The sequence below is a fragment of the Bacillus sp. P4_E1 genome (assembly GCF_056401715.1).
The window spans coordinates 95,389-115,825 of the sequence record NZ_JBFUIV010000012.1; the positions used below are offsets into that span (position 1 = coordinate 95,389).

At 36.2% G+C, this 20,437-nt stretch carries 23 protein-coding genes and 1 riboswitch; of the genes, 7 read left to right on the top strand and 16 right to left on the bottom strand.

The features are described 5' to 3' along the window. Nucleotides 1-46 precede the first annotated feature (46 nt). Genes argF through argC form a run of 5 tightly spaced genes read right to left on the bottom strand, consistent with a single transcriptional unit; the run spans nucleotide 47 to nucleotide 5,217 of the window. Nucleotides 47-997 carry an ornithine carbamoyltransferase gene (argF, locus tag AC1DS7_RS17835; protein WP_002014968.1) on the bottom strand — a complete coding sequence of 317 codons (951 nt, stop codon included), beginning with the start codon at nucleotides 995-997 and terminating at the stop codon, nucleotides 47-49. A gap of 12 nt (nucleotides 998-1,009) precedes the next feature. Next, a complete protein-coding gene (locus tag AC1DS7_RS17840; protein ID WP_476999141.1) occupies nucleotides 1,010-2,170 on the bottom strand; it encodes an acetylornithine transaminase in 1,161 nt (386 codons plus the stop codon). After that, complete coding sequence (gene argB / locus AC1DS7_RS17845; protein WP_002143074.1) at nucleotides 2,167-2,934, bottom strand: acetylglutamate kinase; 768 nt, start codon at nucleotides 2,932-2,934, stop codon at nucleotides 2,167-2,169. The genes AC1DS7_RS17840 and argB overlap by 4 nt, the downstream gene beginning before the upstream one ends. Before the next feature lie 11 nt (nucleotides 2,935-2,945). Further along, a complete protein-coding gene (gene argJ / locus AC1DS7_RS17850; RefSeq protein ID WP_012261678.1) occupies nucleotides 2,946-4,169 on the bottom strand; it encodes a bifunctional glutamate N-acetyltransferase/amino-acid acetyltransferase ArgJ in 1,224 nt (407 codons plus the stop codon). A 10-nt stretch (nucleotides 4,170-4,179) separates the two neighbouring features. Then, nucleotides 4,180-5,217, bottom strand: coding sequence for an N-acetyl-gamma-glutamyl-phosphate reductase (argC, locus tag AC1DS7_RS17855; protein ID WP_476999142.1), 1,038 nt, complete (start codon nucleotides 5,215-5,217; stop codon nucleotides 4,180-4,182). Between the two features lie 224 nt (nucleotides 5,218-5,441). On the opposite strand from argC, the gene AC1DS7_RS17860 reads away from it, so the two are divergent. Then, nucleotides 5,442-5,627 (top strand): YqzH family protein, encoded by a 186-nt coding sequence (locus AC1DS7_RS17860; protein ID WP_002033845.1) that lies wholly within the window; start codon nucleotides 5,442-5,444, stop codon nucleotides 5,625-5,627. 29 nt (nucleotides 5,628-5,656) lie between these two features. On the opposite strand, the gene AC1DS7_RS17865 is transcribed toward AC1DS7_RS17860, so the two are convergent. Both AC1DS7_RS17865 and AC1DS7_RS17870 read right to left on the bottom strand, forming a co-directional pair. After that, nucleotides 5,657-6,451 carry an SDR family oxidoreductase gene (locus tag AC1DS7_RS17865; protein ID WP_002143077.1) on the bottom strand — a complete coding sequence of 265 codons (795 nt, stop codon included), beginning with the start codon at nucleotides 6,449-6,451 and terminating at the stop codon, nucleotides 5,657-5,659. 9 nt (nucleotides 6,452-6,460) lie between these two features. After that, entirely contained in the window at nucleotides 6,461-7,414 is a 954-nt protein-coding gene (locus AC1DS7_RS17870; protein ID WP_002014957.1) for an MBL fold metallo-hydrolase, read from the bottom strand. A 166-nt stretch (nucleotides 7,415-7,580) separates the two neighbouring features. Here AC1DS7_RS17870 and proI point away from each other — a divergent pair, with 166 nt between their 5' ends. Beyond that, a complete protein-coding gene (gene proI / locus AC1DS7_RS17875) occupies nucleotides 7,581-8,420 on the top strand; it encodes a pyrroline-5-carboxylate reductase ProI (RefSeq protein ID WP_476999143.1) in 840 nt (279 codons plus the stop codon). A 57-nt stretch (nucleotides 8,421-8,477) separates the two neighbouring features. Here proI and sdaAA read toward each other — a convergent pair whose 3' ends face one another. From sdaAA to rnz, 4 genes are all read right to left on the bottom strand, one after another. Next, complete coding sequence (gene sdaAA / locus AC1DS7_RS17880; protein ID WP_002033842.1) at nucleotides 8,478-9,356, bottom strand: L-serine ammonia-lyase, iron-sulfur-dependent, subunit alpha; 879 nt, start codon at nucleotides 9,354-9,356, stop codon at nucleotides 8,478-8,480. An 18-nt stretch (nucleotides 9,357-9,374) separates the two neighbouring features. Further along, complete coding sequence (gene sdaAB / locus AC1DS7_RS17885) at nucleotides 9,375-10,034, bottom strand: L-serine ammonia-lyase, iron-sulfur-dependent subunit beta (protein ID WP_002088527.1); 660 nt, start codon at nucleotides 10,032-10,034, stop codon at nucleotides 9,375-9,377. A gap of 45 nt (nucleotides 10,035-10,079) precedes the next feature. Beyond that, entirely contained in the window at nucleotides 10,080-10,226 is a 147-nt protein-coding gene (locus AC1DS7_RS17890) for a hypothetical protein (RefSeq protein WP_235713486.1), read from the bottom strand. 553 nt (nucleotides 10,227-10,779) lie between these two features. Continuing rightward, nucleotides 10,780-11,703 carry a ribonuclease Z gene (rnz, locus tag AC1DS7_RS17895; protein ID WP_002014952.1) on the bottom strand — a complete coding sequence of 308 codons (924 nt, stop codon included), beginning with the start codon at nucleotides 11,701-11,703 and terminating at the stop codon, nucleotides 10,780-10,782. 189 nt (nucleotides 11,704-11,892) lie between these two features. Between rnz and AC1DS7_RS17900 the strand changes: the two genes are divergently transcribed. The 3 genes from AC1DS7_RS17900 (at nucleotide 11,893) to AC1DS7_RS17910 (ending at nucleotide 15,770) form a co-directional block, all read left to right on the top strand. Continuing rightward, complete coding sequence (locus AC1DS7_RS17900; RefSeq protein ID WP_000665712.1) at nucleotides 11,893-12,144, top strand: DUF3932 family protein; 252 nt, start codon at nucleotides 11,893-11,895, stop codon at nucleotides 12,142-12,144. Nucleotides 12,145-12,340: 196 nt separating this feature from the next. After that, a riboswitch (M-box (ykoK) riboswitch) is annotated at nucleotides 12,341-12,508 on the top strand. Between the two features lie 330 nt (nucleotides 12,509-12,838). Further along, nucleotides 12,839-15,544 (top strand): magnesium-translocating P-type ATPase, encoded by a 2,706-nt coding sequence (gene mgtA, locus AC1DS7_RS17905; RefSeq protein ID WP_016100642.1) that lies wholly within the window; start codon nucleotides 12,839-12,841, stop codon nucleotides 15,542-15,544. Nucleotides 15,545-15,620: 76 nt separating this feature from the next. After that, the gene (locus AC1DS7_RS17910) at nucleotides 15,621-15,770 is read left to right on the top strand and encodes an MgtC/SapB family protein (protein WP_476999149.1); all 150 of its coding nucleotides are present in this window, start codon (nucleotides 15,621-15,623) and stop codon (nucleotides 15,768-15,770) included. On the opposite strand, the gene AC1DS7_RS17915 is transcribed toward AC1DS7_RS17910, so the two are convergent. Next, nucleotides 15,763-17,001 (bottom strand): DNA polymerase IV, encoded by a 1,239-nt coding sequence (locus tag AC1DS7_RS17915; protein WP_476999144.1) that lies wholly within the window; start codon nucleotides 16,999-17,001, stop codon nucleotides 15,763-15,765. The genes AC1DS7_RS17910 and AC1DS7_RS17915 overlap by 8 nt on opposite strands. A gap of 142 nt (nucleotides 17,002-17,143) precedes the next feature. Here AC1DS7_RS17915 and AC1DS7_RS17920 point away from each other — a divergent pair, with 142 nt between their 5' ends. Beyond that, nucleotides 17,144-17,350, top strand: a complete 207-nt coding sequence (locus tag AC1DS7_RS17920; protein WP_000809197.1) for a hypothetical protein — start codon at nucleotides 17,144-17,146, stop codon at nucleotides 17,348-17,350. A gap of 51 nt (nucleotides 17,351-17,401) precedes the next feature. Here the strand turns inward: AC1DS7_RS17920 and AC1DS7_RS17925 are convergent, their stop codons facing one another. Both AC1DS7_RS17925 and AC1DS7_RS17930 read right to left on the bottom strand, forming a co-directional pair. Next, entirely contained in the window at nucleotides 17,402-18,520 is a 1,119-nt protein-coding gene (locus AC1DS7_RS17925; protein WP_002015107.1) for a tripeptidase T, read from the bottom strand. Nucleotides 18,521-18,647: 127 nt separating this feature from the next. After that, nucleotides 18,648-19,193 (bottom strand): GNAT family N-acetyltransferase, encoded by a 546-nt coding sequence (locus AC1DS7_RS17930; RefSeq protein WP_002015105.1) that lies wholly within the window; start codon nucleotides 19,191-19,193, stop codon nucleotides 18,648-18,650. Nucleotides 19,194-19,381: 188 nt separating this feature from the next. Between AC1DS7_RS17930 and prli42 the strand changes: the two genes are divergently transcribed. Further along, a complete protein-coding gene (prli42, locus tag AC1DS7_RS17935; RefSeq protein WP_000549036.1) occupies nucleotides 19,382-19,474 on the top strand; it encodes a stressosome-associated protein Prli42 in 93 nt (30 codons plus the stop codon). 90 nt (nucleotides 19,475-19,564) lie between these two features. Here the strand turns inward: prli42 and AC1DS7_RS17940 are convergent, their stop codons facing one another. Next, complete coding sequence (locus AC1DS7_RS17940) at nucleotides 19,565-19,804, bottom strand: DUF3894 domain-containing protein (protein ID WP_002088543.1); 240 nt, start codon at nucleotides 19,802-19,804, stop codon at nucleotides 19,565-19,567. A gap of 64 nt (nucleotides 19,805-19,868) precedes the next feature. Beyond that, complete coding sequence (locus tag AC1DS7_RS17945) at nucleotides 19,869-20,429, bottom strand: L,D-transpeptidase (protein ID WP_002015103.1); 561 nt, start codon at nucleotides 20,427-20,429, stop codon at nucleotides 19,869-19,871. Nucleotides 20,430-20,437 lie beyond the last annotated feature (8 nt).

Sequence of the window (20,437 nt, forward strand, 5' to 3'; positions counted from 1 at the left end):
TTAACTAAATATACATCCGACATTTCAATATAAAAAAACCTCCCTTTTAGGAAGGCTCTTCTATATTTTTAAATAAACTCACTAATAAAGCTTTTTGCGCGTGCAACCTGTTACCAGCTTGCTCAAAAACGATAGACTGTGGCCCATCTATAATCTCTCCAGTTACTTCTTCTTCACGATGAGCAGGCAGGCAGTGCAGGAAACGATATGTTTGCTTTGCATGTATAACAAGCTCTTTATTTACTTGGAAAGGCTGGAATAAAGTATATTTTTCTGCTTCTCCTTCTTGGCCCATACTCATCCAAACGTCAGTATAAATAAAATCTGCTCCACTTACCGCTAATTCAGGATTATGTAAAATTTCAATTTCAGCCCCTGTTTCATCAGCAATTGCTAATGCTTTTTTAACAATTTCTTCATTCGGCTCATACCCTACGGGAGTTGCAACAGTCATATTCATTCCGACTTTTGCACTCGCTAGCAATAGTGAATGACATACATTATTCCCATCACCTACATAAGCTAATTTAACTCCTTTAAACGTATGAACTTCTTCATATATCGTCATTAAATCTGCCAATGCTTGGCAAGGATGATGATCATCAGTTAAACCGTTAATAACTGGGATACTGGACTCTTTTGCAAGCTCCTCTACATCCGCATGCGAAAATGTGCGTATCATAATTCCATCAATATAATGAGATAGTACTTTCGCAGTATCTGACACCGTTTCTCCTCTGCCAATTTGCATCTCTTTTCCACTTAAAAACATTCCATGTCCTCCGAGCTGTACCATTCCTGCTTCAAAAGAAACGCGAGTACGGGTTGAATGTTTATCAAAAATGAGACCTAATATTTTCCCTTGTAATAAAGGCTCCTGCTTGTTCTTTTTTAAATATATAGCGAACTCAATTAAAGAAATGATTTCTTCTTGCGTCAATTCTTCTAACGTTAAAAGATCTTTCGTATTTAATTTCGGTACTTGTACAGTTGACATGAAATTTCCCCCTTATATTATTGATGCATTTTTTGTACAAACCACTCTTTTTATCATATATATTGCCTGTTCTAGCTCTTCATTCGTTACAATAAGTGGTGGTAATAGTCTTATAACATTAGTCCCTGCTTGTAATACGAGAAGTCCTGCTTTTTCTAGTTGTTCTATGACATTTGCAACCTCATGCTTGCATTCGATTCCAATCATAAGTCCCTTACCACGAATATTTTGAACACATTCAACGTGTCGTAATTCTTCTTGCAATTTCTTTAATACGTACTCGCCCTTTTCCTGTACCTCTTTAAAAAACGATTGTTCCTTAATGAATTGCAATACTTCTTTCGCTGCAGTCATAGCAATATAATTCCCACCGAAAGTTGAACCGTGTGACCCGGCAGTAAAAGAAGAACCTAGTTCTTTTCGGCCAATCATCGCTCCAACTGGAATACCATTCCCAAGCGCCTTTGCGATGGTAACGATATCAGGAACTATTCCCATTTGCTCATAAGCGAATAGTGTTCCTGTTCTGCCTATTCCAGTTTGTACTTCATCTATAATAAAAAGAGCATTGTACTGATTACATAGTTTTTCAATTTCCTTCAAAAAGGATGGATCAGCTAATATTACTCCTCCTTCTCCTTGAATAACTTCTACCATTACCGCCGCAACTTCTTCATTCATTACTTCCTCTAATGCTCGTATGTCGTTAAATGGTATATGTAAAAAAGACGGAAGTAATGGACCGAATCCTTCTTTCACTTTATCTTGCCCTGTTGCACTCATCGTTCCAAATGTTCTCCCGTGGAAAGATTGCTCACATGTTACTACGAGAGATTTTCCAGTATGCTTACGTGCTAGTTTTAAAGCCGCTTCATTTGCCTCCGCCCCGCTATTACAAAAAAACACATGATTTAATGCTGTATCTTCTGTTAATAATGATGCGACCTCTTCTTGTAAGGAGTTCGTAAATAAGTTAGATATATGCCATATATTTCTAAGTTGCTTTTCTACTGCCTTTACAACCGTAGGATGACAATGTCCTAAGTTACATACTCCAATACCAGAAGTGAAATCTAAATATTGCTCACCACTTTTATCAATAACTTTCGCTCCATTGCCCTTTAGAAATTCAATTTCTCTTCTTCCATATGTTTGAAAAAGATGGCTTGTCATACGATACTCACTCCTTTTGTTACCGTAGTTCCAACACACTCTCCTGTAACCTCAGTAAAATCCTTTGTACCATTTACAATACTAGCCTTTTTCACTCCCATTTTTAACGATGTAAGTGCCGCCTGTACTTTCGGAATCATTCCACCTGTAATGACGCCTTGTTCTATAAAAGTAAGAATTTCATATTCATCCGTTTTCTTTACCAATCTTCCTTCGTGTAATACTCCATCTACGTCCGTTATAAAAATGAGTTCTTTTGCGGATAGTGCGGCTGCAATTCCAGCTGCAGCGGTATCTGCATTTATGTTATAAACCTCATTACCATTTATCCCAATTGGGGCAATGACAGGAATATAATTCATATCTATCAACCCTTTTAGTAAGGCTGTTTCTACATAACTTACTTCTCCTACATATCCTATCGCTTCGCCAACAGGTTGAACTTGAAGTAAATTACCGTCACATCCTGAAAGCCCCACCGCAAGTAAATCATGTTTTTGTAAATTCATTACGAATTTTTTATTCGTGCTTCCGCATAGCACCATTTGAACAACATCCATAACCTCTTTCGGCGTTACTCTTAATCCATCTTTCTTTTCTATCTCGATATTAGAGTCTTCTAACTTGGCATCAATTTCTGGGCCACCGCCATGGACAATAACAACCTTATACTTATTTTGCAATTTCTTTATACAATCAAAAAAGACACTATTTAATCGATTCAACATGCTACCGCCGCATTTCACTACAATATAATCGCTCATCTTCCCTCTCCTTATGTACGATAACAAGCGTTTATTTTCACATATTCATAGCTTAAGTCACAGCCCCAAGCTGATCCGTTCTCTTCTCCTAAATGTAAATACACATCAATAATAATTTCATGTTCTTGTAATCTCTTTTTCATTTCCTCTTCAGAAAACATTTGAGGTTCACTATTTTTTAACACAGCGATAGATTGAAGAGTAATATCAATTGTATTCGGATTAATCTCTACTTCACTTTGTCCAATACTGCTAATAATTCGCCCCCAATTTGGGTCTTCACCATATATCGCTGTTTTCACAAGACTCGAACCGACTATTTGCTTTGCAATTTTCTTTGCTTCTTCATTTGTTCTAGCCCCTAACACGTTTACTTCTATTAACTTCGTAGCACCTTCACCATCTTGTGCAATTTTTTTCGCTAAATCTTCACATACCTTTTGTAAAGCAACTACGAAAGTTTCCCAGTCTTCATGTTCCATATTCATCGTTTTCGTTTCTGATAATCCACTTGCCATAACGATGACCATATCATTTGTAGAAGTATCTCCGTCCACCGTAATTTGATTAAACGTATGATTCGTAATTTGTGATAATGCTGTTTGCAATACTTCATGCTCTATATTGGCGTCTGTTGTAATAAAACTAAGCATCGTTGCCATATTCGGTTTGATCATCCCTGAACCTTTTGCGACCCCAGCAATGATCACTGCTTCCCCATCAATTATCATCTCATAGCAAGTTTCTTTCGTTATAAGATCTGTCGTTAAAATTGCTTCACAAAAAGAATAAGCTTCACTTACTTCCTTTGTTGGCACAAGAGATTCAATTCCCTTTCGAATGATATCCATCGGTAAAGGTACTCCAATTACACCTGTTGAAGCGACTGCGACGTACTTTTCTTTTACTCCAAAGTGTTCCGCTCCTAATGTTCGCATCTCATAAGCATCTTGCAATCCTTTCATCCCCGTACAAGCATTTGCATTGCCGCTATTTACAACAATTGCTTGTAATTTCCCTTCTGCTGCTATGCTCTCCTTCGTTACTTGCAACGGCGCTGCTTGTATTTGATTTGTTGTATACACAGCGGCACATGATGCTGGCACCTCACAAACGATTGCACCCAAATCCTTTTTCACCTTTTTCAGACCATTTGCAGTACCGATTGCCAAAAAGCCTTTTGGTGTAACAATTGAACCATTTGTTAATTTTGTAATAGACGATGCTTTAATCATAATTTCCCCCTTATGGATAAAGCGGCATATGCTGTAAACCCGTTGTCTCTTCTAGTCCCGCTAATAAATTTGCATTTTGAACTGCTTGCCCTGCCGCACCTTTCATCATATTGTCTATAACAGAAACGACCGTAACTCTTTCTGTTCTTTCATCGTAAGCTATCCCAATATCACAATAATTTGAGCCCCTTACTTCTTTCGGACTTGGAAATTCTCCTTGCGAGCGAACTCGAACGAAAGCTGAGTATTCATACGTTTCTTCATACAACTTTTGAAGTTGCTCTATTTTCATTTCCTCTTTCACTTTCGCATAAAGTGTAATCATAATCCCTCGTGATATCGGTATTAAATGTGTACTAAACGTGATTGGCTTCGTTTCACGATTCCACTCTGCAAGCATTTGCTCAATCTCAGGAACGTGCTGATGTTGATTAACTTTATAAATGTGTAAGTTATCGTATAACTCAGGAAGGTGAGTCATTGTTGTTGGCGTTTTGCCCGCTCCAGATACTCCTGATTTCGCATCAATAATAATCGAAGCTTCTTCAATTATGCCGCTACGTACTAACGGCGCTACCGCTAATAATGCAGCTGTAGCAAAACATCCTGGGTTTGCAATTAAATTTGCATTTTGGATCTCAGGCCTTTTCCATTCACTTAATCCATATACTGCTTTCCTAAGAAGTTCTTCCTGTGCAGCTGGCCTTTTATACCACAATTCATATGACGAGGGATCTATCATACGAAAGTCTCCAGATAGGTCAATTACTTTTAAACCTACTGCCAATAATTTTGGTGTTAACTCTGCCGATACTCCCGCTGGGGTTGCTAAAAATACAATTTCAGCTTCCTTCTCTATTTTCTCCGCATCAATTTCTTGTAACGTATGGACAAGAACATTTCGAAAATGCGGGTATACATTTGTCATAAATTCACCGACTTGTGAAAAAGAATGGAGAGATGCTATCGAAAAATATGGATGTTGCTCTAATAACCGAATTAACTCAATACCTCCATATCCAGTTGCTCCAATAATTGCGACTTTCATAAGCTCCTCCTCATATCTATTCTTTAAATTAAGTTTGATTATAATATTGCATAATTATAAAGTCAATTAAATATTTATAATTTTTAAAAACTTCAAAATATTAACCTCGCTATAAAAGCAATATACACAAGTGGATTTTTATGCAAAAATAGTGCATAGTAGTATTTTCATTTCACTTCAAGTACAATAAAACAATACATGTATACATACAGGCGGGGAAAAACATGAATAAAAAATTAATTGAGAAAATGATTATAAAAAGTTTCCGGCAATATCAATGTAATCCTGTTTCAAAAGAGGATCAGGAAATGCTAATTAAACATATTCAAATGATAATTCATTTAAATACTGAAATTGATGTATACGAGGCTGTTGAGGATATCGTTTACGATTATGTGACTGGAAAATAAAAAATAGGAGATTTCCATATGGAAATCTCCTATTTTTTACTTAATGATTTGCCTGCAACGCGTTCAAATAAACCTGGGAATAATGCGTAGAGCTTTGGCCCCATTCCCATCCACTTCGGCAAGTTTACTTCACGTTTTTTCGTTTGCATCGCCTTTACGATTTGTTCTGCTACATATGTTGGTTTTAACATGTAACGTCCCATATTTTTCACATATGTACCTGATTGATCGGCTATTTCAAAAAAGTTCGTATCTATCGGTCCTGGGTTAATTGCTGTTACATATACATTTGTGTTAGATAACTCCATACGTAAACTATTCGTAAATCCTAATACAGCGTGTTTTGTTGCTGCATAAGCACTCGACTTCGGAGTTGCAATTTTTCCAGCCAATGAAGCAATATTAATAATTTGTCCTTCGTTCCTTTTTACCATATTAGGTAATACCGCTTTCGTACAAGCTACTAATCCAAATACATTTACTTGAAACATATCCTTTACTTCATCCATTGAAGCATCTTCAAACGTTTTAAAAATACCAAACCCAGCATTATTTACCAATATATCAATACGTCCTACTTCTTGTAATACCTTTGAAAAAACAGATTGTACTTTCGTTTCTTCACTTACATCTAATACATAGTAATAGCAAGGCGTATTATAAGTTACTTTAATTTTGTCTGCTAATGCTTGTAGCTTCTCTTCTGTTCGAGCCATTAATACCGGCGTCGCCCCTTGCTCTGCAACCTGCATTGCCACTTGCTCTCCAATTCCACTAGAAGCACCTGTAATGACGATTACTTTTTCTTGTAAACGTCCCGTCATTGCTGTCACCTACTTTGCATAATAAATCAATTGTTGTGAAGATTCATCAATCATCACCTGTTGATTATATGCTAAAAAGTCTAATTGTCCAACAGTTTCTGAGATAGTAAGTGGTAATTGCTCTTTATATAATACCGGAAATAGTTTTACACACACCTCAAATGCTGTCATTGGCTTTTCCTTTAATAGTTCAAGCACTTTAAAAGCACGTGTCTCTTGCTTTTGTAATCTTGTTTCAATAAGTTGTTTCACATTCAGAACATCTTCCCCATGCCCTGATAAAATCCGTGAAATATTCATTTCACTTAAACGTTTTAACGTTTGATTGTACTGCAATAAAGGATGCGCTCTTTCTGTTTGCCCTTCATATGGCGGTTCTAATATTGGATTTGAAGAAATATGACTAATGAGAGCATCCCCACCAATTAATATCCCATCAGATTCTCTATATAATGAAATATGAGTGGAAGCATGACCCGGGGTTTCAATCACTGTAAATCCAGGTAAGGAATCTATACGATCTCCCTCTCTCACGGTATGTGTTAACGATCTATTACAAGAATATTTAAGTGTCTTCGTCGTCAATAACGCCTCACCATTCAGAAATACTGCTGGAACGCCGAACTGCAAGGCTGTCTCTTTAAAAAATTCATGATACCTCTTTAAAAATTCAGCATTCTGTGTAATCCACGGTTCATTCCAAGGATGTCCGATAATCTTTACTTTTTCAGAAAATGTATTTAAAAGTCCGCAATGATCCGCATGGTGATGCGTAATCACTACCGTTTCAATATCTTCTATCTTATATCCTAATGCACCTAATTGACTTTCTAGTGCTTTCTTTGCTTCTTCTGTATTTGTCCCTGTATCAATTAACGTTAATGTTTCTCCCTCAACTAAAAACACATTCACTGTCTCAACTGCAAATGGAACAGGAATCTCCATTCGATGAATCGCCGTCATGCTTAGCCCCCCCTGTCTTTTTCCGGTTCAAAAATGAATACCTCTTCAGTTTACAACTTCCCTATAAATTTGTCATTATTTTCAGATAAAAAGAGGTCTTTTCCATAAAAAAACGAATGTATGTACATTTATAAGTATTTCTAACCAAATTTAAAGGAGGCACATCATGTCTATGCAAAACATTTCCTTTCTCGGTGCAGGCTCTATTGCCGAAGCGATTATTGGTGGCTTATTAAACGCAAATGTTGTTAAGGGAGAACACGTCACTGTAAGTAATCGTTCTAACGAGACAAGATTACAGGAGTTACATAAAAAATACGGTGTCAAAGGTACACATAATAAAAAGGAATTACTTGCTGATGCAAATATTCTTTTTCTAGCTATGAAGCCAAAAGATGTCGCAGAAGCGGTTATTCCTCTTAAAGAATACATAAATAATGACTTGCTTATTATTTCATTATTAGCAGGTGTTTCTACTCATTCAATTAGAAACCTACTTCAAAAAGACGTTCCGATTATTCGTGCAATGCCAAATACATCTGCAGCCATTTTAAAATCCGCTACCGCTATCTCACCTTCAGAACACACAACGGAGGAACATATTCGCACTGCAACATCTTTATTTGAAACGATTGGTCTCGTCTCTGTTGCAGAAGAAGAAGATATGCATGCTATCACTGCATTATCTGGAAGTGGACCAGCTTATATTTATTACGTGGTAGAGGCACTGGAAGAGGCAGCAAAAAAAATTGGTTTAAAAGAAGATGTTGCAAAACCTCTTATTCTTCAGACGATGATTGGTTCTGCTGAAATGCTAAAAGCAAGCGAAAAACACCCTTCTATTTTGCGAAAAGAAATTACTTCTCCTGGCGGAACAACTGAAGCAGGTATTGAAGTATTAAAGGAGCATAATTTTCAACAAGCATTAATCTCATGTATTACACAAGCAACGAAACGATCACACGATCTTGGAAAAACATTAGAAGAAATAGCAAAAGAAAAATAAAAAACGGAGCTCAACTTTATTTGAGCTCCGTTTTTACTTTAATCATATGATATGCTTTTAGTTGTTACTCTTACCAAAAATCTCTTCTTGCAAACGACGACCTGTCGGTGTTGCTGCAAGGCCACCTTCTGCTGTTTCACGAAGTGCTACTGGCATCGTTTGTCCAATTCTAAACATCGCCTCAATGACTTCATCACATGGAATTGTACTAGTTACACCAGCTAATGATAAATCAGCTGAAATCATGGCATTCGCAGCTCCTGCTGCATTACGTTTTACACAAGGTACTTCTACAAGCCCTGCAACAGGATCACATACTAAACCAAGCATATTCTTTAATGAAATCGCCATCGCTGTAGCTGCTTGATCTTGTGTTCCACCAGCCATCTCAACTGCTGCTGCAGCTGCCATTCCACTTGCTGAACCTACTTCAGCTTGGCAACCTCCTGCCGCGCCAGAAATACAAGCATTATTCGCAACAACCATACCGAAAGCTCCTGCTGTAAATAAAAATTCAATCATTTCTTCGCGTGTCGGCTGTAATTTTTCTTGTAGTGCAAACAGTACACCTGGCACTGTTCCAGCAGATCCTGCTGTTGGTGTTGCACAAATAATTCCCATCGCCGCATTTACTTCATTTGTCGCAACAGCTTTACTCACTGCGTCCAAAATCGTATCTCCAGATAAGCCTTTTCCACTCTGCATATACGCTTGGACTTTCACAGCATCCCCGCCAGTTAAACCAGTCGGTGATTTTACACCACGAATACCGCGTTCTACTGCTTGTTCCATCACGACTAAGTTCTTTTCCATTCCAGCAATTACTTCTTCACGTGAGATATTTCTTGTTTGCATTTCACATTGAATCATAATTTCTGCGATTTTTACATTTTGCTCTTTAGCTTGCGCCACTAGTTCCGCTGCGTTCCGAAACATGGTGTGTCCCCCCTGCAATTAATCCATAATAGTTACTTGACAAATATTTTGTTGCCCATTTATTTCCGCAATTACTTCATCTGCTAATAATTCATCTGTTTCAATGACCATAAGCGCTCTTCTTCCTTTTTCTTTACGAGAAACACTCATTGTACTTATGTTAATCTCATGCTTAGCAAGGATTGAAGCTACAGCTGCGATAGCACCAAAGCGATCGTTATTTACAATAAGTAGTGCTGGACTCGTGCCTGTTAATTGAAGATCGAATCCGTTTAATTCTACAACTTCAATTTTACCGCCACCAATTGAGCAAGCAACAACTTCAATTTCCTCTTCACCTTTATACAGACGAATTTTCGCTGTATTTGGATGCGGAGCATTTGCATCTTCTTCAATGAATTCCACTTCAATCCCGCGTTCTTTTGCAATATCTAACGCACTTGGAATACGTAAATCATCTGTTTCAAATCCTAGTATTCCACCGATTAGCGCTACATCCGTACCGTGACCACGGTATGTTTTTGCAAATGAACCATATAATGAAATGCTAACTCTCTCTGGTTCATGACGAAACAGCTGACGAGCAACTTGCCCCATTCTTGCCGCGCCTGCTGTATGTGAACTTGATGGACCAATCATAACCGGACCAATAATATCAAACACTGAGCGATACTTCATCATAACTCCCCCTAAACCTCTATGAAAAAATTATTTACTATTCTATTAAGCTACCAAATCGGTTGCTGTTCCAGTCGTACCACGAATTTGTTCCGCTGTAAGAATTGGATAGTTTTTGAATAACAGTGAAGCAATATATCCTGAAATAATACCAGTTATAATAATAAATAAGAAACTTAGCATTACCTGCATTTAAAAATAATATAAGATAGTCCACAATAAAGTCTGGTAGCAATCCAAAGTTTAACACAGAACCCCTTACAAGCATAGCATAAACAAGTGAAACTCCCATTGCTTTCATACCTTTTGATATTTTAAAGCTAAAAAGGGAAAAAAGACTTAGTACAAATAATAGTAATATCCTTCCTATTATAATTTCCATGTTGCTCTCTCACGATTTAGTCAACTTCACTTGTTATGACAAATGGCTAAAACGCATGTAGCCTACAATAAATTATAATCTGCCCTCATTATAGCTTGTTTTTAATAAAACGCTTACTTTTAATGAATTTTAAAAGTTCTGAATAAAAATCCATTTTCGCTACTTGTACCACTCGTATGTCGTCTGACTTATATAACAGTTTTTCTAAATGATCGGTATTATGTATTTTTATCTTATATCTTCACATCATTAAAACTTTCTGTGTCATCCTATATAAAAATAAAATGATAACAGTTTTATTTTTAATTTTTTTAGAAATAAAAAAAAATGGCAACCTATCGTCACCATTTTTTCACAACATTCTTATCTTTCTACTGGAAATGATTTTAAATCCGTAGCTATTTCTGTATTAGAAAATAGCTCTCTTGCCTCTTTCAATAATTCCTTATATGTATCTCCTTGATAACGAGAACTAATATGAGTCAATATTAAGCGTTTTGCATTTGCCTGAAGTGCAATACTCGCAGCTTGCTTAGATGTGGAATGAAAATAATCATACGCTTGTTGTTCATCTTCTGCCGCAAAAGTCGCTTCATGAACAAGTACGTCAGCATCTTGCGCAAGCTCTCTACTCGCTTCGCAATATCGTGTATCGCCTAAAATTGTAATAACTCTTCCTTTTTGAGGCGGGCCAATAAAATCTTTTCCATCTAACACTGTGCCATTCTCTAATTCAACTACTTCACCATCTTTTAATCGTTTAAAAACTGGACCAGGTTTCACACCCATTCCCAGTAACTTATCCACTAAAAGAGCTCCCTGTATATCTTTCTCTACAATTCGATATCCGAAGCATTCAATTCCATGTGATAACCTTTTTGTTTCTACACAAAATTCATTATCCTCAAACACAATACCTTCTTCCGTAATCTCAACGATTTCAAGTGGATATTTAACGTGTGTCGTACTTACTAATAATGCCACTTCAATAAATTGTTTAATTCCTTTTGGTCCGTACACTGTTAATTTTGTTGTTCCACCTTGAAACGAACGGCTACCCAATAAACCCGGCAATCCAAAAATATGATCGCCATGTAAATGCGTAATAAATATTTTTTCAATGCGGCGTGGACGTACAGACGTATGTAGTATTTGATGTTGCGTCGCCTCGCCACAGTCAAATAACCAAGTCTGTCCTCTTTCTTCTAACAACTGCAAAGCAATTGCTGAAACATTCCTTCCTTTTGAAGGAACACCTGCACCAGTCCCTAAAAATACAAATTCCACTTTCTTTCCTCCAGCTCTTTATATAATCTATCTTTCATCTTACGGAATGTTATTTCAAATGGCAAATCGAATTTACATAACCAATCATCTAGACAACTATATAACACGAACGTTACAATCGAAAAATTTAGCTATTGTTCGTGTTTTATGTTAAAATGATTGTACTACATTTTAAGGGAGCGTTTTATTATGAAAGAAGTATTTCGTTTACAAACTGATTTTTCATCTTCATTTGATCGCTGGGTAAGTTCTTTCGTTTCTGATCACCCAGCACAATTAGAATGGACGACTTTAAAAGAATTAATCCATGAATATACAACATCACATACAAATGAGACGTTACCAACATATATTTCTTCAGCTTTAACATATTACGCACAACGCGTTTCAACAACAAGTAACTCAGAAATTGTTATTTTTGAAAATCCTACAATCTCATAATCTATAATAAAAAGCACTGTAATCAGTGCTTTTTATTTATGTTCATTAAAGTATTTATTTTCCCGCCTTATTTCAAAAAACTCCGCTTATTTCCTACTATATAGCCATCATAAATCTATTTGATTTTTCAAAAAAATAGATTAAAAAGATATTGACACTACGATTTTACAGTGCTAATATTCAACGTGTAATTGAATATGGTCTCTGTTAGGTGAGGCTCCTGTATAGAGAAACGCTGCTGCCCAAAAATGTCGAGAGACGCCAATGGGTCAACAGGAAAGGTCGGAATGAAGGCCTTTCTTAACGTAGCTGGTTTCAGTACCTATGCTATACAGTGCTAAAACTCAACGAGGGAGAGGTGCGTATGTTTTGTCATACACAAAAACTGTTTTTATCTATGTTTAATAACAGTCTTTGTTGTTGACTCTTTTTGACTACAAATTCAGACCTTTACTCGTTTTGAGTAAAGGTCTTTTTATGTCTTTATGCACCTTACTATGAAACAAACATAGCATATTCAGAAACTACTAATTGTACGGAGGTGAGGAACAGTGGCAAGTGATGATTCGGCCCAGATACCCATATGTTTTACGTTAATATTTCACCGTGTAGGTAGGAAAGAAACTGTTCCTCCCAATTTTAAATAGTCGAGTAACAGATTGTTTCCTCCTTCATGAAAAAGGAGGAACTACCAATGTTAAATTTACAAAGACAAGAAACGAAGCATGCTTACGATCAAGATAGCATGCAAACAAATAACAAAATATTAGTGGAAGTTGCAACACAGGATGTAAACTCTGCGTTAAAACTCTTAGAAACAACACAAGATGGACTCTCTAAACAAGAAGCGTCTCGTAGACTTTCTTTATATGGTCCTAACGAAATCGCTCATAATAAAACATTGCCGTGGTACATTCAATTTCTGCTGGCATTTAAAAATCCATTTATTTTTGTTTTGTTAGCTCTTGGAGCACTCTCTTTTTTCACAGATGATATACAAGGAACAATTGTCGTATCTGTAATGGTACTGCTAAGTGCAACGATTCGCTTTTTACAAGAATTCCGCTCTCAGAAAGCGGCGGATAAGTTAAAGGCTATGGTTCGAACAACTGCGAGTGTCTTTAGAATAGATGGATTTGTACACGAAACAAAAAACGTAACAAATTTAAATCGAAATTACACAACAGAAATTCCAATTGAAGAACTTGTACCTGGCGATATTATTTCACTTTCAGCTGGTGATATCGTGCCAGCTGATGTGCGTATTTTATCCGCAAAAGATTTATTTGTTAATCAGTCTTCTTTAACCGGGGAAGCACTTCCTGTAGAAAAATACGAAAACTGCTACCATACGGAAAATAAACATATATTACCGAAAAACATGAAAAAAAATTACAATCCGCTCGATATGGAAAACCTTTGCTTTATGGGTACAAATATTGTTAGCGGTAGCGCAAAAGCTGTTGTTGTTTCAACTAGTACGGATACGTATTTCGGCTCTTTAGCAAAAAAGGTTATCGGAAAACGTGCAGAAACAAACTTTGATAAAGGCGTAAACAAAGTAAGTTGGCTCTTAATCACATTCATGCTTATTATGGCACCCATTGTCCTTCTCATTAATGGATTCACAAAAGGAGATTGGCAAGAAGCTTTTTTCTTTGCTATTGCTGTTGCAGTTGGCCTTACACCTGAAATGCTGCCAATGATTGTAACTGCTAATTTAGCTAAAGGCGCCGTGAACATGTCTAAACAAAAAGTAATTGTAAAACAGCTCAACTCAATTCAAAACTTAGGTGCTATGAACATTCTTTGCACAGATAAAACTGGAACTTTAACAGAAGATAAAGTTGTCCTAGTTCGTCATTTAGATCCTAACGGAAATGAATGCGATCGTGTATTACACTTTGCCTATTTAAATAGCTTCTATCAAACTGGATTGAAAAATTTAATAGATAAAGCTGTTATTGAACATACAGAGGAGAACCATAAATTTGATCCATCAGCTTTTCAAAAGCTAGATGAAATTCCATTCGATTTTGCTCGGCGTCGCATGTCTGTCATCGTGAAAAATATTTTAGGTGAACATACAATGATTTGTAAAGGTGCCGTAGAAGAAATTTTATCAATTTGTAACTACACTGAAGTTAATGGACAAATTGTCCCTCTCACTGAAGAAATGAGAGTAAATGTAAAACATCTTAGCGAAACTTTAAATAGTGAAGGAATGCGTGTCATCGCTGTAGCATACAAGAACGATAACAAACCTTATCATAAAGCTTATGCAGTACAAGATGAATCCGCTATGATCCTTACTGGATATATCGGCTTTTTAGATCCACCTAAACCATCTGCTGCTTCTGCAATTCAAGCATTGCAAAAACATGGCGTACAAGTGAAAATCTTAACAGGCGATAACGAAATTGTTACAAAAAAAGTTTGTAAAGAAGTGGGATTAAATATAGGTGAGCCTGTCCTCGGTTACGAAATTGATTCTTTACCAGATAAAACATTAGCAACACTGGCAGAAGAAACAACAGTGTTCGCAAAACTAAATCCAATGCAAAAGTCCCGCATCATTCGCGTATTGCAAGGTAATGGTCATACTGTAGGTTATATGGGGGATGGTATTAACGACGCCGTTGCACTACGTGATGCTGATGTTGGAATATCTGTTGATACTGCTACTGACATTGCAAAAGAATCTTCCGATATTATTTTACTTGAAAAAAGTTTAACTATATTAGAAGCAGGTATTTTAGAAGGACGCACTACTTTCGGCAATATTTTAAAATATATAAAAATGACAGCTAGCTCTAACTTTGGAAATGTATTTAGTGTATTAGTGGCAAGTGCTTTCATTCCATTTTTACCGATGCTTGCAATTCATCTCTTAATTCAAAACTTACTTTATGATATTTCACAGCTTTCAATTCCATGGGATAAAATGGATAAGGATTTTCTAGAGAAGCCTAGAAAATGGGATACTGCAAACTTGCGTAACTTCATTATTTGCATCGGTCCAATTAGCTCTATATTCGATATTATCACATTCGTTGTCATGTGGAATGTGTTCGGTGCAAATACACCTGGAGAACAATCGCTATTCCAATCTGGTTGGTTTGTCGTTGGGTTGCTAACTCAAACATTAATTGTCCATATGATTAGAACACAGAAAATTCCGTTCATTCAAAGTACAGCATCAATACCAGTTCTTATATTAACCGCTTGTATTATGGCAATCGGAATTTACATTCCATTCTCACCACTTGGTGCAGCAATTGGTTTACAAGCATTACCACTAAGCTACTTCCCGTGGCTCATAGGAATATTATTAGGTTATGCTTTCTTAACACAATTCCTGAAAAAGCTTTATATTAAAAAATTCCACAGCTGGTTGTAAAAATGAGAATGAGTGGGTATTTCTCACTCATTCTCAAAAAATATAACATGTACTTATATGCATGGAGGTAACCATGATGATATGGTATGACATCGTATTAAGGTTATTTATAGCAATTATTGTAGGAGCTTGCATCGGAATGGAAAGAAAATGGAGACATCGAATGGCTGGATCCTCTCTTCCATCTAAAAAAGAAGGGTTTAAATCTCTAAAACCTTCTACATAAACTTATTTTCTAATTTTTGCTGAAACGACTTTTCTTGCTTACGCAATAATTGACTACCTCTCTGTAAAAGAGGTGTTCCATACTTTTCATTAATTTGATCAATAACAGCAAGTAACGGCTCTTCTTTCGCATCTTCTTCGAATGAAAACAAATCTAACTGTTTCACTGATTCTGTCTTCCATTCTAATTCAGTAGCTGTAACACCTAACAGACGAACAGAATCACCATCCCAGTGTTGCTTCCATAAACGTGATGCTGCTTGGAAAATAACCCGTTCTTCCCATATTGCATTTTTCAATTGTTTACTCCGTGTTACCGTGCGACGATCATGGTATTTAATCATAATTTGAATGTCATAACTAACGAGAGTTCGTTTTTGTAGCCTTTTGCTTACTGATTTCGATAATCTTTCTAACATATCAAGTAATTCTTTTTCTTCGTCCATATCCTTTGAGAAAGTCATCGAATTTCCAACGCTTTTATGTTGTCCCATTTGATTCGGATCAACTTCCCTGTCATCCATACCTTTTGCACGTTTTTGTAAATCAACACCGTGCTTTCCAATTTTAGCGCGAATGATATGCTCGTCTCCTTTTGCTAACTGTTCAATTGTATGTATATGAATGTCTTTTAGTTTTTCAGCTGTTTTCTCTCCGATTCCATGCATCTCTGCAACTGATCGTGGCCAAATAATTTCTGGGATATCACGTTTTCGAAGTACTGTAATTCCAAGAGGTTTTTTCATATCTGAAGCAGTCTTTGCTAGGAAAAGGTTTGGGGCAATCCCAATGCTACATGGAAGCTGTAACTCTGTTAGTAACGCTTGTTGAATCATCTTCGCTATTTCAAGAGGCGAACCGAGCGCATAGCAATCTGTAATATCTAAATACCCTTCATCTATAGAAAACGGTTGTATTTGTTCTGTAAAACGGGAAAGAATTTGAAACATTTGAAATGAAGCTTCTCGATATAATGTAAAATTAGGGTGCCTCACAACTAATTGCGGGCATAATCGCTTCGCTTCCCATAGAGGCATCGTCGTACGTATTCCATATTCTCTCGCCTCATAACTACATGTTATGATAATCCCTTTTCTCTCTTTTTCATTCCCCGCAATCGCTAATGGCTTTCCTTGTAATGATGGGTCATGAGCAATTTCAACAGATGCGAAAAAACAATTCATATCTACATGTAAAATAACACGTCCATTTTTCGGATACATTTCTCGCATACTACTCACCCCTTAAAGAACATTTGTTCCTTCATTATATCAAATTTCTTTACACGTTATAATAATTATTGGTTTTTCTCTATCTATTTTTTGCTATACTGTACGTAACAAATGGATATTATTGTAAAGGAGGTGAATCGTTATGAAACAACATAATAAACTCAATTATGTATTTATTATTATTATAGTAATCCTTGCGATTAATTATTTGTTACTTCCCCTTTTTAACATTAACATTTACGCTTTAGGAATCTTCTCTCATTTCATACGTTTTACAACAACTTATGTACTTCCGTGGGTCTTCTTATATTGGCTTATCCGCCTTGTGAAAGCAATTGAATCAAAATAAAAAAAGACGTGTAAACCATAATTGGTTCACACGTCTTTTTGACTTTATTACTTACTTCGCTACTTCTTCGATAATAGCTACAACTAATTCTGCTGTTTTCGCTAATTCTTCAACAGGAATTTTTTCATTTGTTGTATGAATTTCTTCATAACCAACTGCTAAGTTAACTGTTGGGATACCATGTCCTGCGATTACGTTCGCATCACTTCCGCCACCACTTTGGTGAAGAGAAGGCGTACGACCAATGTTTTCAGCTGCACGTTTCGCAACTTCTACAACGTGATCGCCAGCAGCAAACTTAAATCCTGGATACATAACGTTTACTTCAACGTCTGCATGACCACCCATTTCTTTTGCAGTTGTTTCAAATGCTTCTTTCATTTTTGCAACTTGTGCTTCCATTTTCTCATTTATTAAAGAACGAGCTTCTGCAAAGATTTGAACATGATCGCAAACGATATTTGTTTGTGTACCACCTTCAAAACGTCCAATATTTGCAGTTGTTTCAGAATCGATACGACCAAGTGGCATCTTTGCGATTGCTTTTGCTGCGATAGTAATTGCAGATACACCTTTTTCTGGTGCTACGCCAGCATGAGCTGTTTTCCCGCGAATAATCGCATTCACTTTCGCTTGTGTTGGCGCTGCAACTACAATTTCACCAACTTTTCCATCACTATCTAATGCATAACCATATTTTGCTGTAATGCGCTCGCGATCTAACGCTTTTGCGCCAATAAGACCAGATTCTTCTCCAACTGTAATAATAAATTCAATTTTACCATGAGGAATGTTTTTCTCTTTTAAGACACGAATTGCTTCAAACATAGATGCTAATCCAGCTTTGTCATCGGCTCCTAAAATTGTAGTACCATCTGATACGATATATCCATCTTTAATAGAAGGCTTAATTCCATTACCAGGAACTACTGTATCCATATGAGAAGTGAAATAAATTGTATCAACACCGTCTTTTGTTGCTGGTAAAGTACAAATTAAGTTACCTGCACCATGACCAGTCACACCCATCGTGTCATCCTCAAATACTTCTACACCTAAAGCAGTAAATTTCTCTGTTAACACTTTGCAAATTTCTGCTTCAAATTTTGTTTCAGAATCTACTTGTACTAACTCCATAAATTCATTTACTAAACGTTCTTGATTAATCATAAGACTGCGCCTCCTGCACTACCATTATGTATGTAACAACATTAATTATAACAGAATTTCGCAAAAGTTTCGAAATACAAGACAAAAAACAGATGGTTAACACATCTAGATACCCATCTGCCTTCTATTACTCGTTTAACAATACCCAGCGCATATGATCTTCCCAGATGCCATTTACCATTAGCATTTTTCGAGATACACCTTCATATTGAAATCCTATCTTCGTCACTACTTGTATAGATGCTAAATTTCGTGGCATAATTGGTGCTTCTATACGATGTAAATGAAATTCTTCAAAGGTAACTTGAATTGCTTTTCTAAGCGCTTCTGTTGTGTAACCTTTATTCAATTCTTCCTTATCTAATTTATAACCGAGTACACAAGATTGATAAATTCCGCGAACAATTAGATTAAATGAAATACATCCAATAATTTTTGTATCATCACCCTTTTTAAAAATCCAAAGCCTGATAATCTTGCCTTCCGCGAACTCTTTTCTATCCTTTTGTAACTTTTTCTTTTGATAATCTAACGTGAAAAACCCCTCCGGTCTATACTCTTCCCACGCTTTTAAAAATTCACGATTTTTGTCGTAATATTGAAGAACTTTTTCCGCATACGACTCATCAATTTCTCTTAAATGTAAACGATCTGTCTCGTATATTTTCATCATTGTATCTCCATTCTTCAGCTTGCATAACAAAAAATTAATAATCTATCTTTTAACATATTCTCTACGTATGCTCAAATTTCCTGTAATATTTTGCACCCCCTTCCCGAATTTTGTCCTTTCTCTCCCCTTGTCCACAATTTCATTTCTCGTTACAATGAAATTGTACTGATTTGCAAGGAGGTTTAACGATGCATAAAAAAGCTCAAAAAATTATGGTTTATATAATGCTAATTTCTATGCTTGTAACAACATTACTTACTGGCGCAAGTATGTTTTGGTAAAAAGGACGATTCACTCGTCCTTTTTTTACTGCTTACACATACAAAATAGACCATCTCGAAATCGAGATAGTCTATCTTGTAATGAACATTTTATTTTATATATATTACAATTGCTACAATGCTAAAGGAAAAGGCCATTACAAGTGCTATTACAAAACTTGTATATTGTTTCTGCTGAAATGCCCCAATAACAAAAGTAAGATTGAGTAATGCCATAAATACGATCGCTACAACGTAAGAACATATATTAAAAGTTGCCAATATGAATGTAATAACAAATAGAAAACCAACACAAAACTGCATGTAAGAAATTTTTGGATTTAAATACATATGAGCAACCCCTTTACTCAATTATCTTTATATATTCTCATTAACGCATGGTTATGTACACATGTCAAGACAACTTATAATAAAAGAAAAAGCCAACCGTTTCGTTGACTTTTCCAAATACTATGGCCCCTTTTTCCTTCGCCAATTGCTGAAATGTTTTTTTCGATTTCACAATCGATACTTTCGTTCCAATTGGAATACGATCAAACAAATATTCCACATCATGTTTCTTCATTCTTATACATCCTTGCGAAATATATTTTCCAATTGAACTAGGTTGGTTTGTCCCGTGTATCCCATACTTACTTCCATCCGTGCCTCTTGCATTAAATCCCATCCATCTCGATCCAAGTGGATTTTTGGGAGAGCCCCCAGGAATATCCTTCGCAATATAATAGGGATCCTTCGCCTTCAATACAATGTCAAAGGTTCCTTCTGGGGTTAATTCATTTGTTTTCCCTGTCGCTACTGGAAAAACCTTTTGGATCTTCCCATCATCGATGTAAGCTAGTTTATTCGTTGCTTTATTTACAATTATAAAAGGATCTCCAGCACGTGGGTTATCACCAAGAGGCCAGATCGGCGATAGAGAAAGACATAATAATAAAGAAAGAAGATACGGCATATATAGTT

Coding starts and splice junctions, on each gene's coding strand:
- argF (WP_002014968.1), bottom strand. CDS start 997: ATGTCAACTGTACAAGTACCGAAATTAAATACGAAAGATCTTTTAACG.
- AC1DS7_RS17840 (WP_476999141.1), bottom strand. CDS start 2,170: ATGACAAGCCATCTTTTTCAAACATATGGAAGAAGAGAAATTGAATTT.
- argB (WP_002143074.1), bottom strand. CDS start 2,934: ATGAGCGATTATATTGTAGTGAAATGCGGCGGTAGCATGTTGAATCGA.
- argJ (WP_012261678.1), bottom strand. CDS start 4,169: ATGATTAAAGCATCGTCTATTACAAAATTAACAAATGGTTCAATTGTT.
- argC (WP_476999142.1), bottom strand. CDS start 5,217: ATGAAAGTCGCAATTATTGGAGCAACTGGATATGGAGGTATTGAGTTA.
- AC1DS7_RS17860 (WP_002033845.1), top strand. CDS start 5,442: ATGAATAAAAAATTAATTGAGAAAATGATTATAAAAAGTTTCCGGCAA.
- AC1DS7_RS17865 (WP_002143077.1), bottom strand. CDS start 6,451: ATGACGGGACGTTTACAAGAAAAAGTAATCGTCATTACAGGTGCTTCT.
- AC1DS7_RS17870 (WP_002014957.1), bottom strand. CDS start 7,414: ATGACGGCGATTCATCGAATGGAGATTCCTGTTCCATTTGCAGTTGAG.
- proI (WP_476999143.1), top strand. CDS start 7,581: ATGTCTATGCAAAACATTTCCTTTCTCGGTGCAGGCTCTATTGCCGAA.
- sdaAA (WP_002033842.1), bottom strand. CDS start 9,356: ATGTTTCGGAACGCAGCGGAACTAGTGGCGCAAGCTAAAGAGCAAAAT.
- sdaAB (WP_002088527.1), bottom strand. CDS start 10,034: ATGAAGTATCGCTCAGTGTTTGATATTATTGGTCCGGTTATGATTGGT.
- AC1DS7_RS17890 (WP_235713486.1), bottom strand. CDS start 10,226: ATGCAGGTAATGCTAAGTTTCTTATTTATTATTATAACTGGTATTATT.
- AC1DS7_RS17900 (WP_000665712.1), top strand. CDS start 11,893: ATGAAAGAAGTATTTCGTTTACAAACTGATTTTTCATCTTCATTTGAT.
- mgtA (WP_016100642.1), top strand. CDS start 12,839: ATGTTAAATTTACAAAGACAAGAAACGAAGCATGCTTACGATCAAGAT.
- AC1DS7_RS17910 (WP_476999149.1), top strand. CDS start 15,621: ATGATATGGTATGACATCGTATTAAGGTTATTTATAGCAATTATTGTA.
- AC1DS7_RS17915 (WP_476999144.1), bottom strand. CDS start 17,001: ATGCGAGAAATGTATCCGAAAAATGGACGTGTTATTTTACATGTAGAT.
- AC1DS7_RS17920 (WP_000809197.1), top strand. CDS start 17,144: ATGAAACAACATAATAAACTCAATTATGTATTTATTATTATTATAGTA.
- AC1DS7_RS17925 (WP_002015107.1), bottom strand. CDS start 18,520: ATGATTAATCAAGAACGTTTAGTAAATGAATTTATGGAGTTAGTACAA.
- AC1DS7_RS17930 (WP_002015105.1), bottom strand. CDS start 19,193: ATGATGAAAATATACGAGACAGATCGTTTACATTTAAGAGAAATTGAT.
- prli42 (WP_000549036.1), top strand. CDS start 19,382: ATGCATAAAAAAGCTCAAAAAATTATGGTTTATATAATGCTAATTTCT.
- AC1DS7_RS17940 (WP_002088543.1), bottom strand. CDS start 19,804: ATGTATTTAAATCCAAAAATTTCTTACATGCAGTTTTGTGTTGGTTTT.
- AC1DS7_RS17945 (WP_002015103.1), bottom strand. CDS start 20,429: ATGCCGTATCTTCTTTCTTTATTATTATGTCTTTCTCTATCGCCGATC.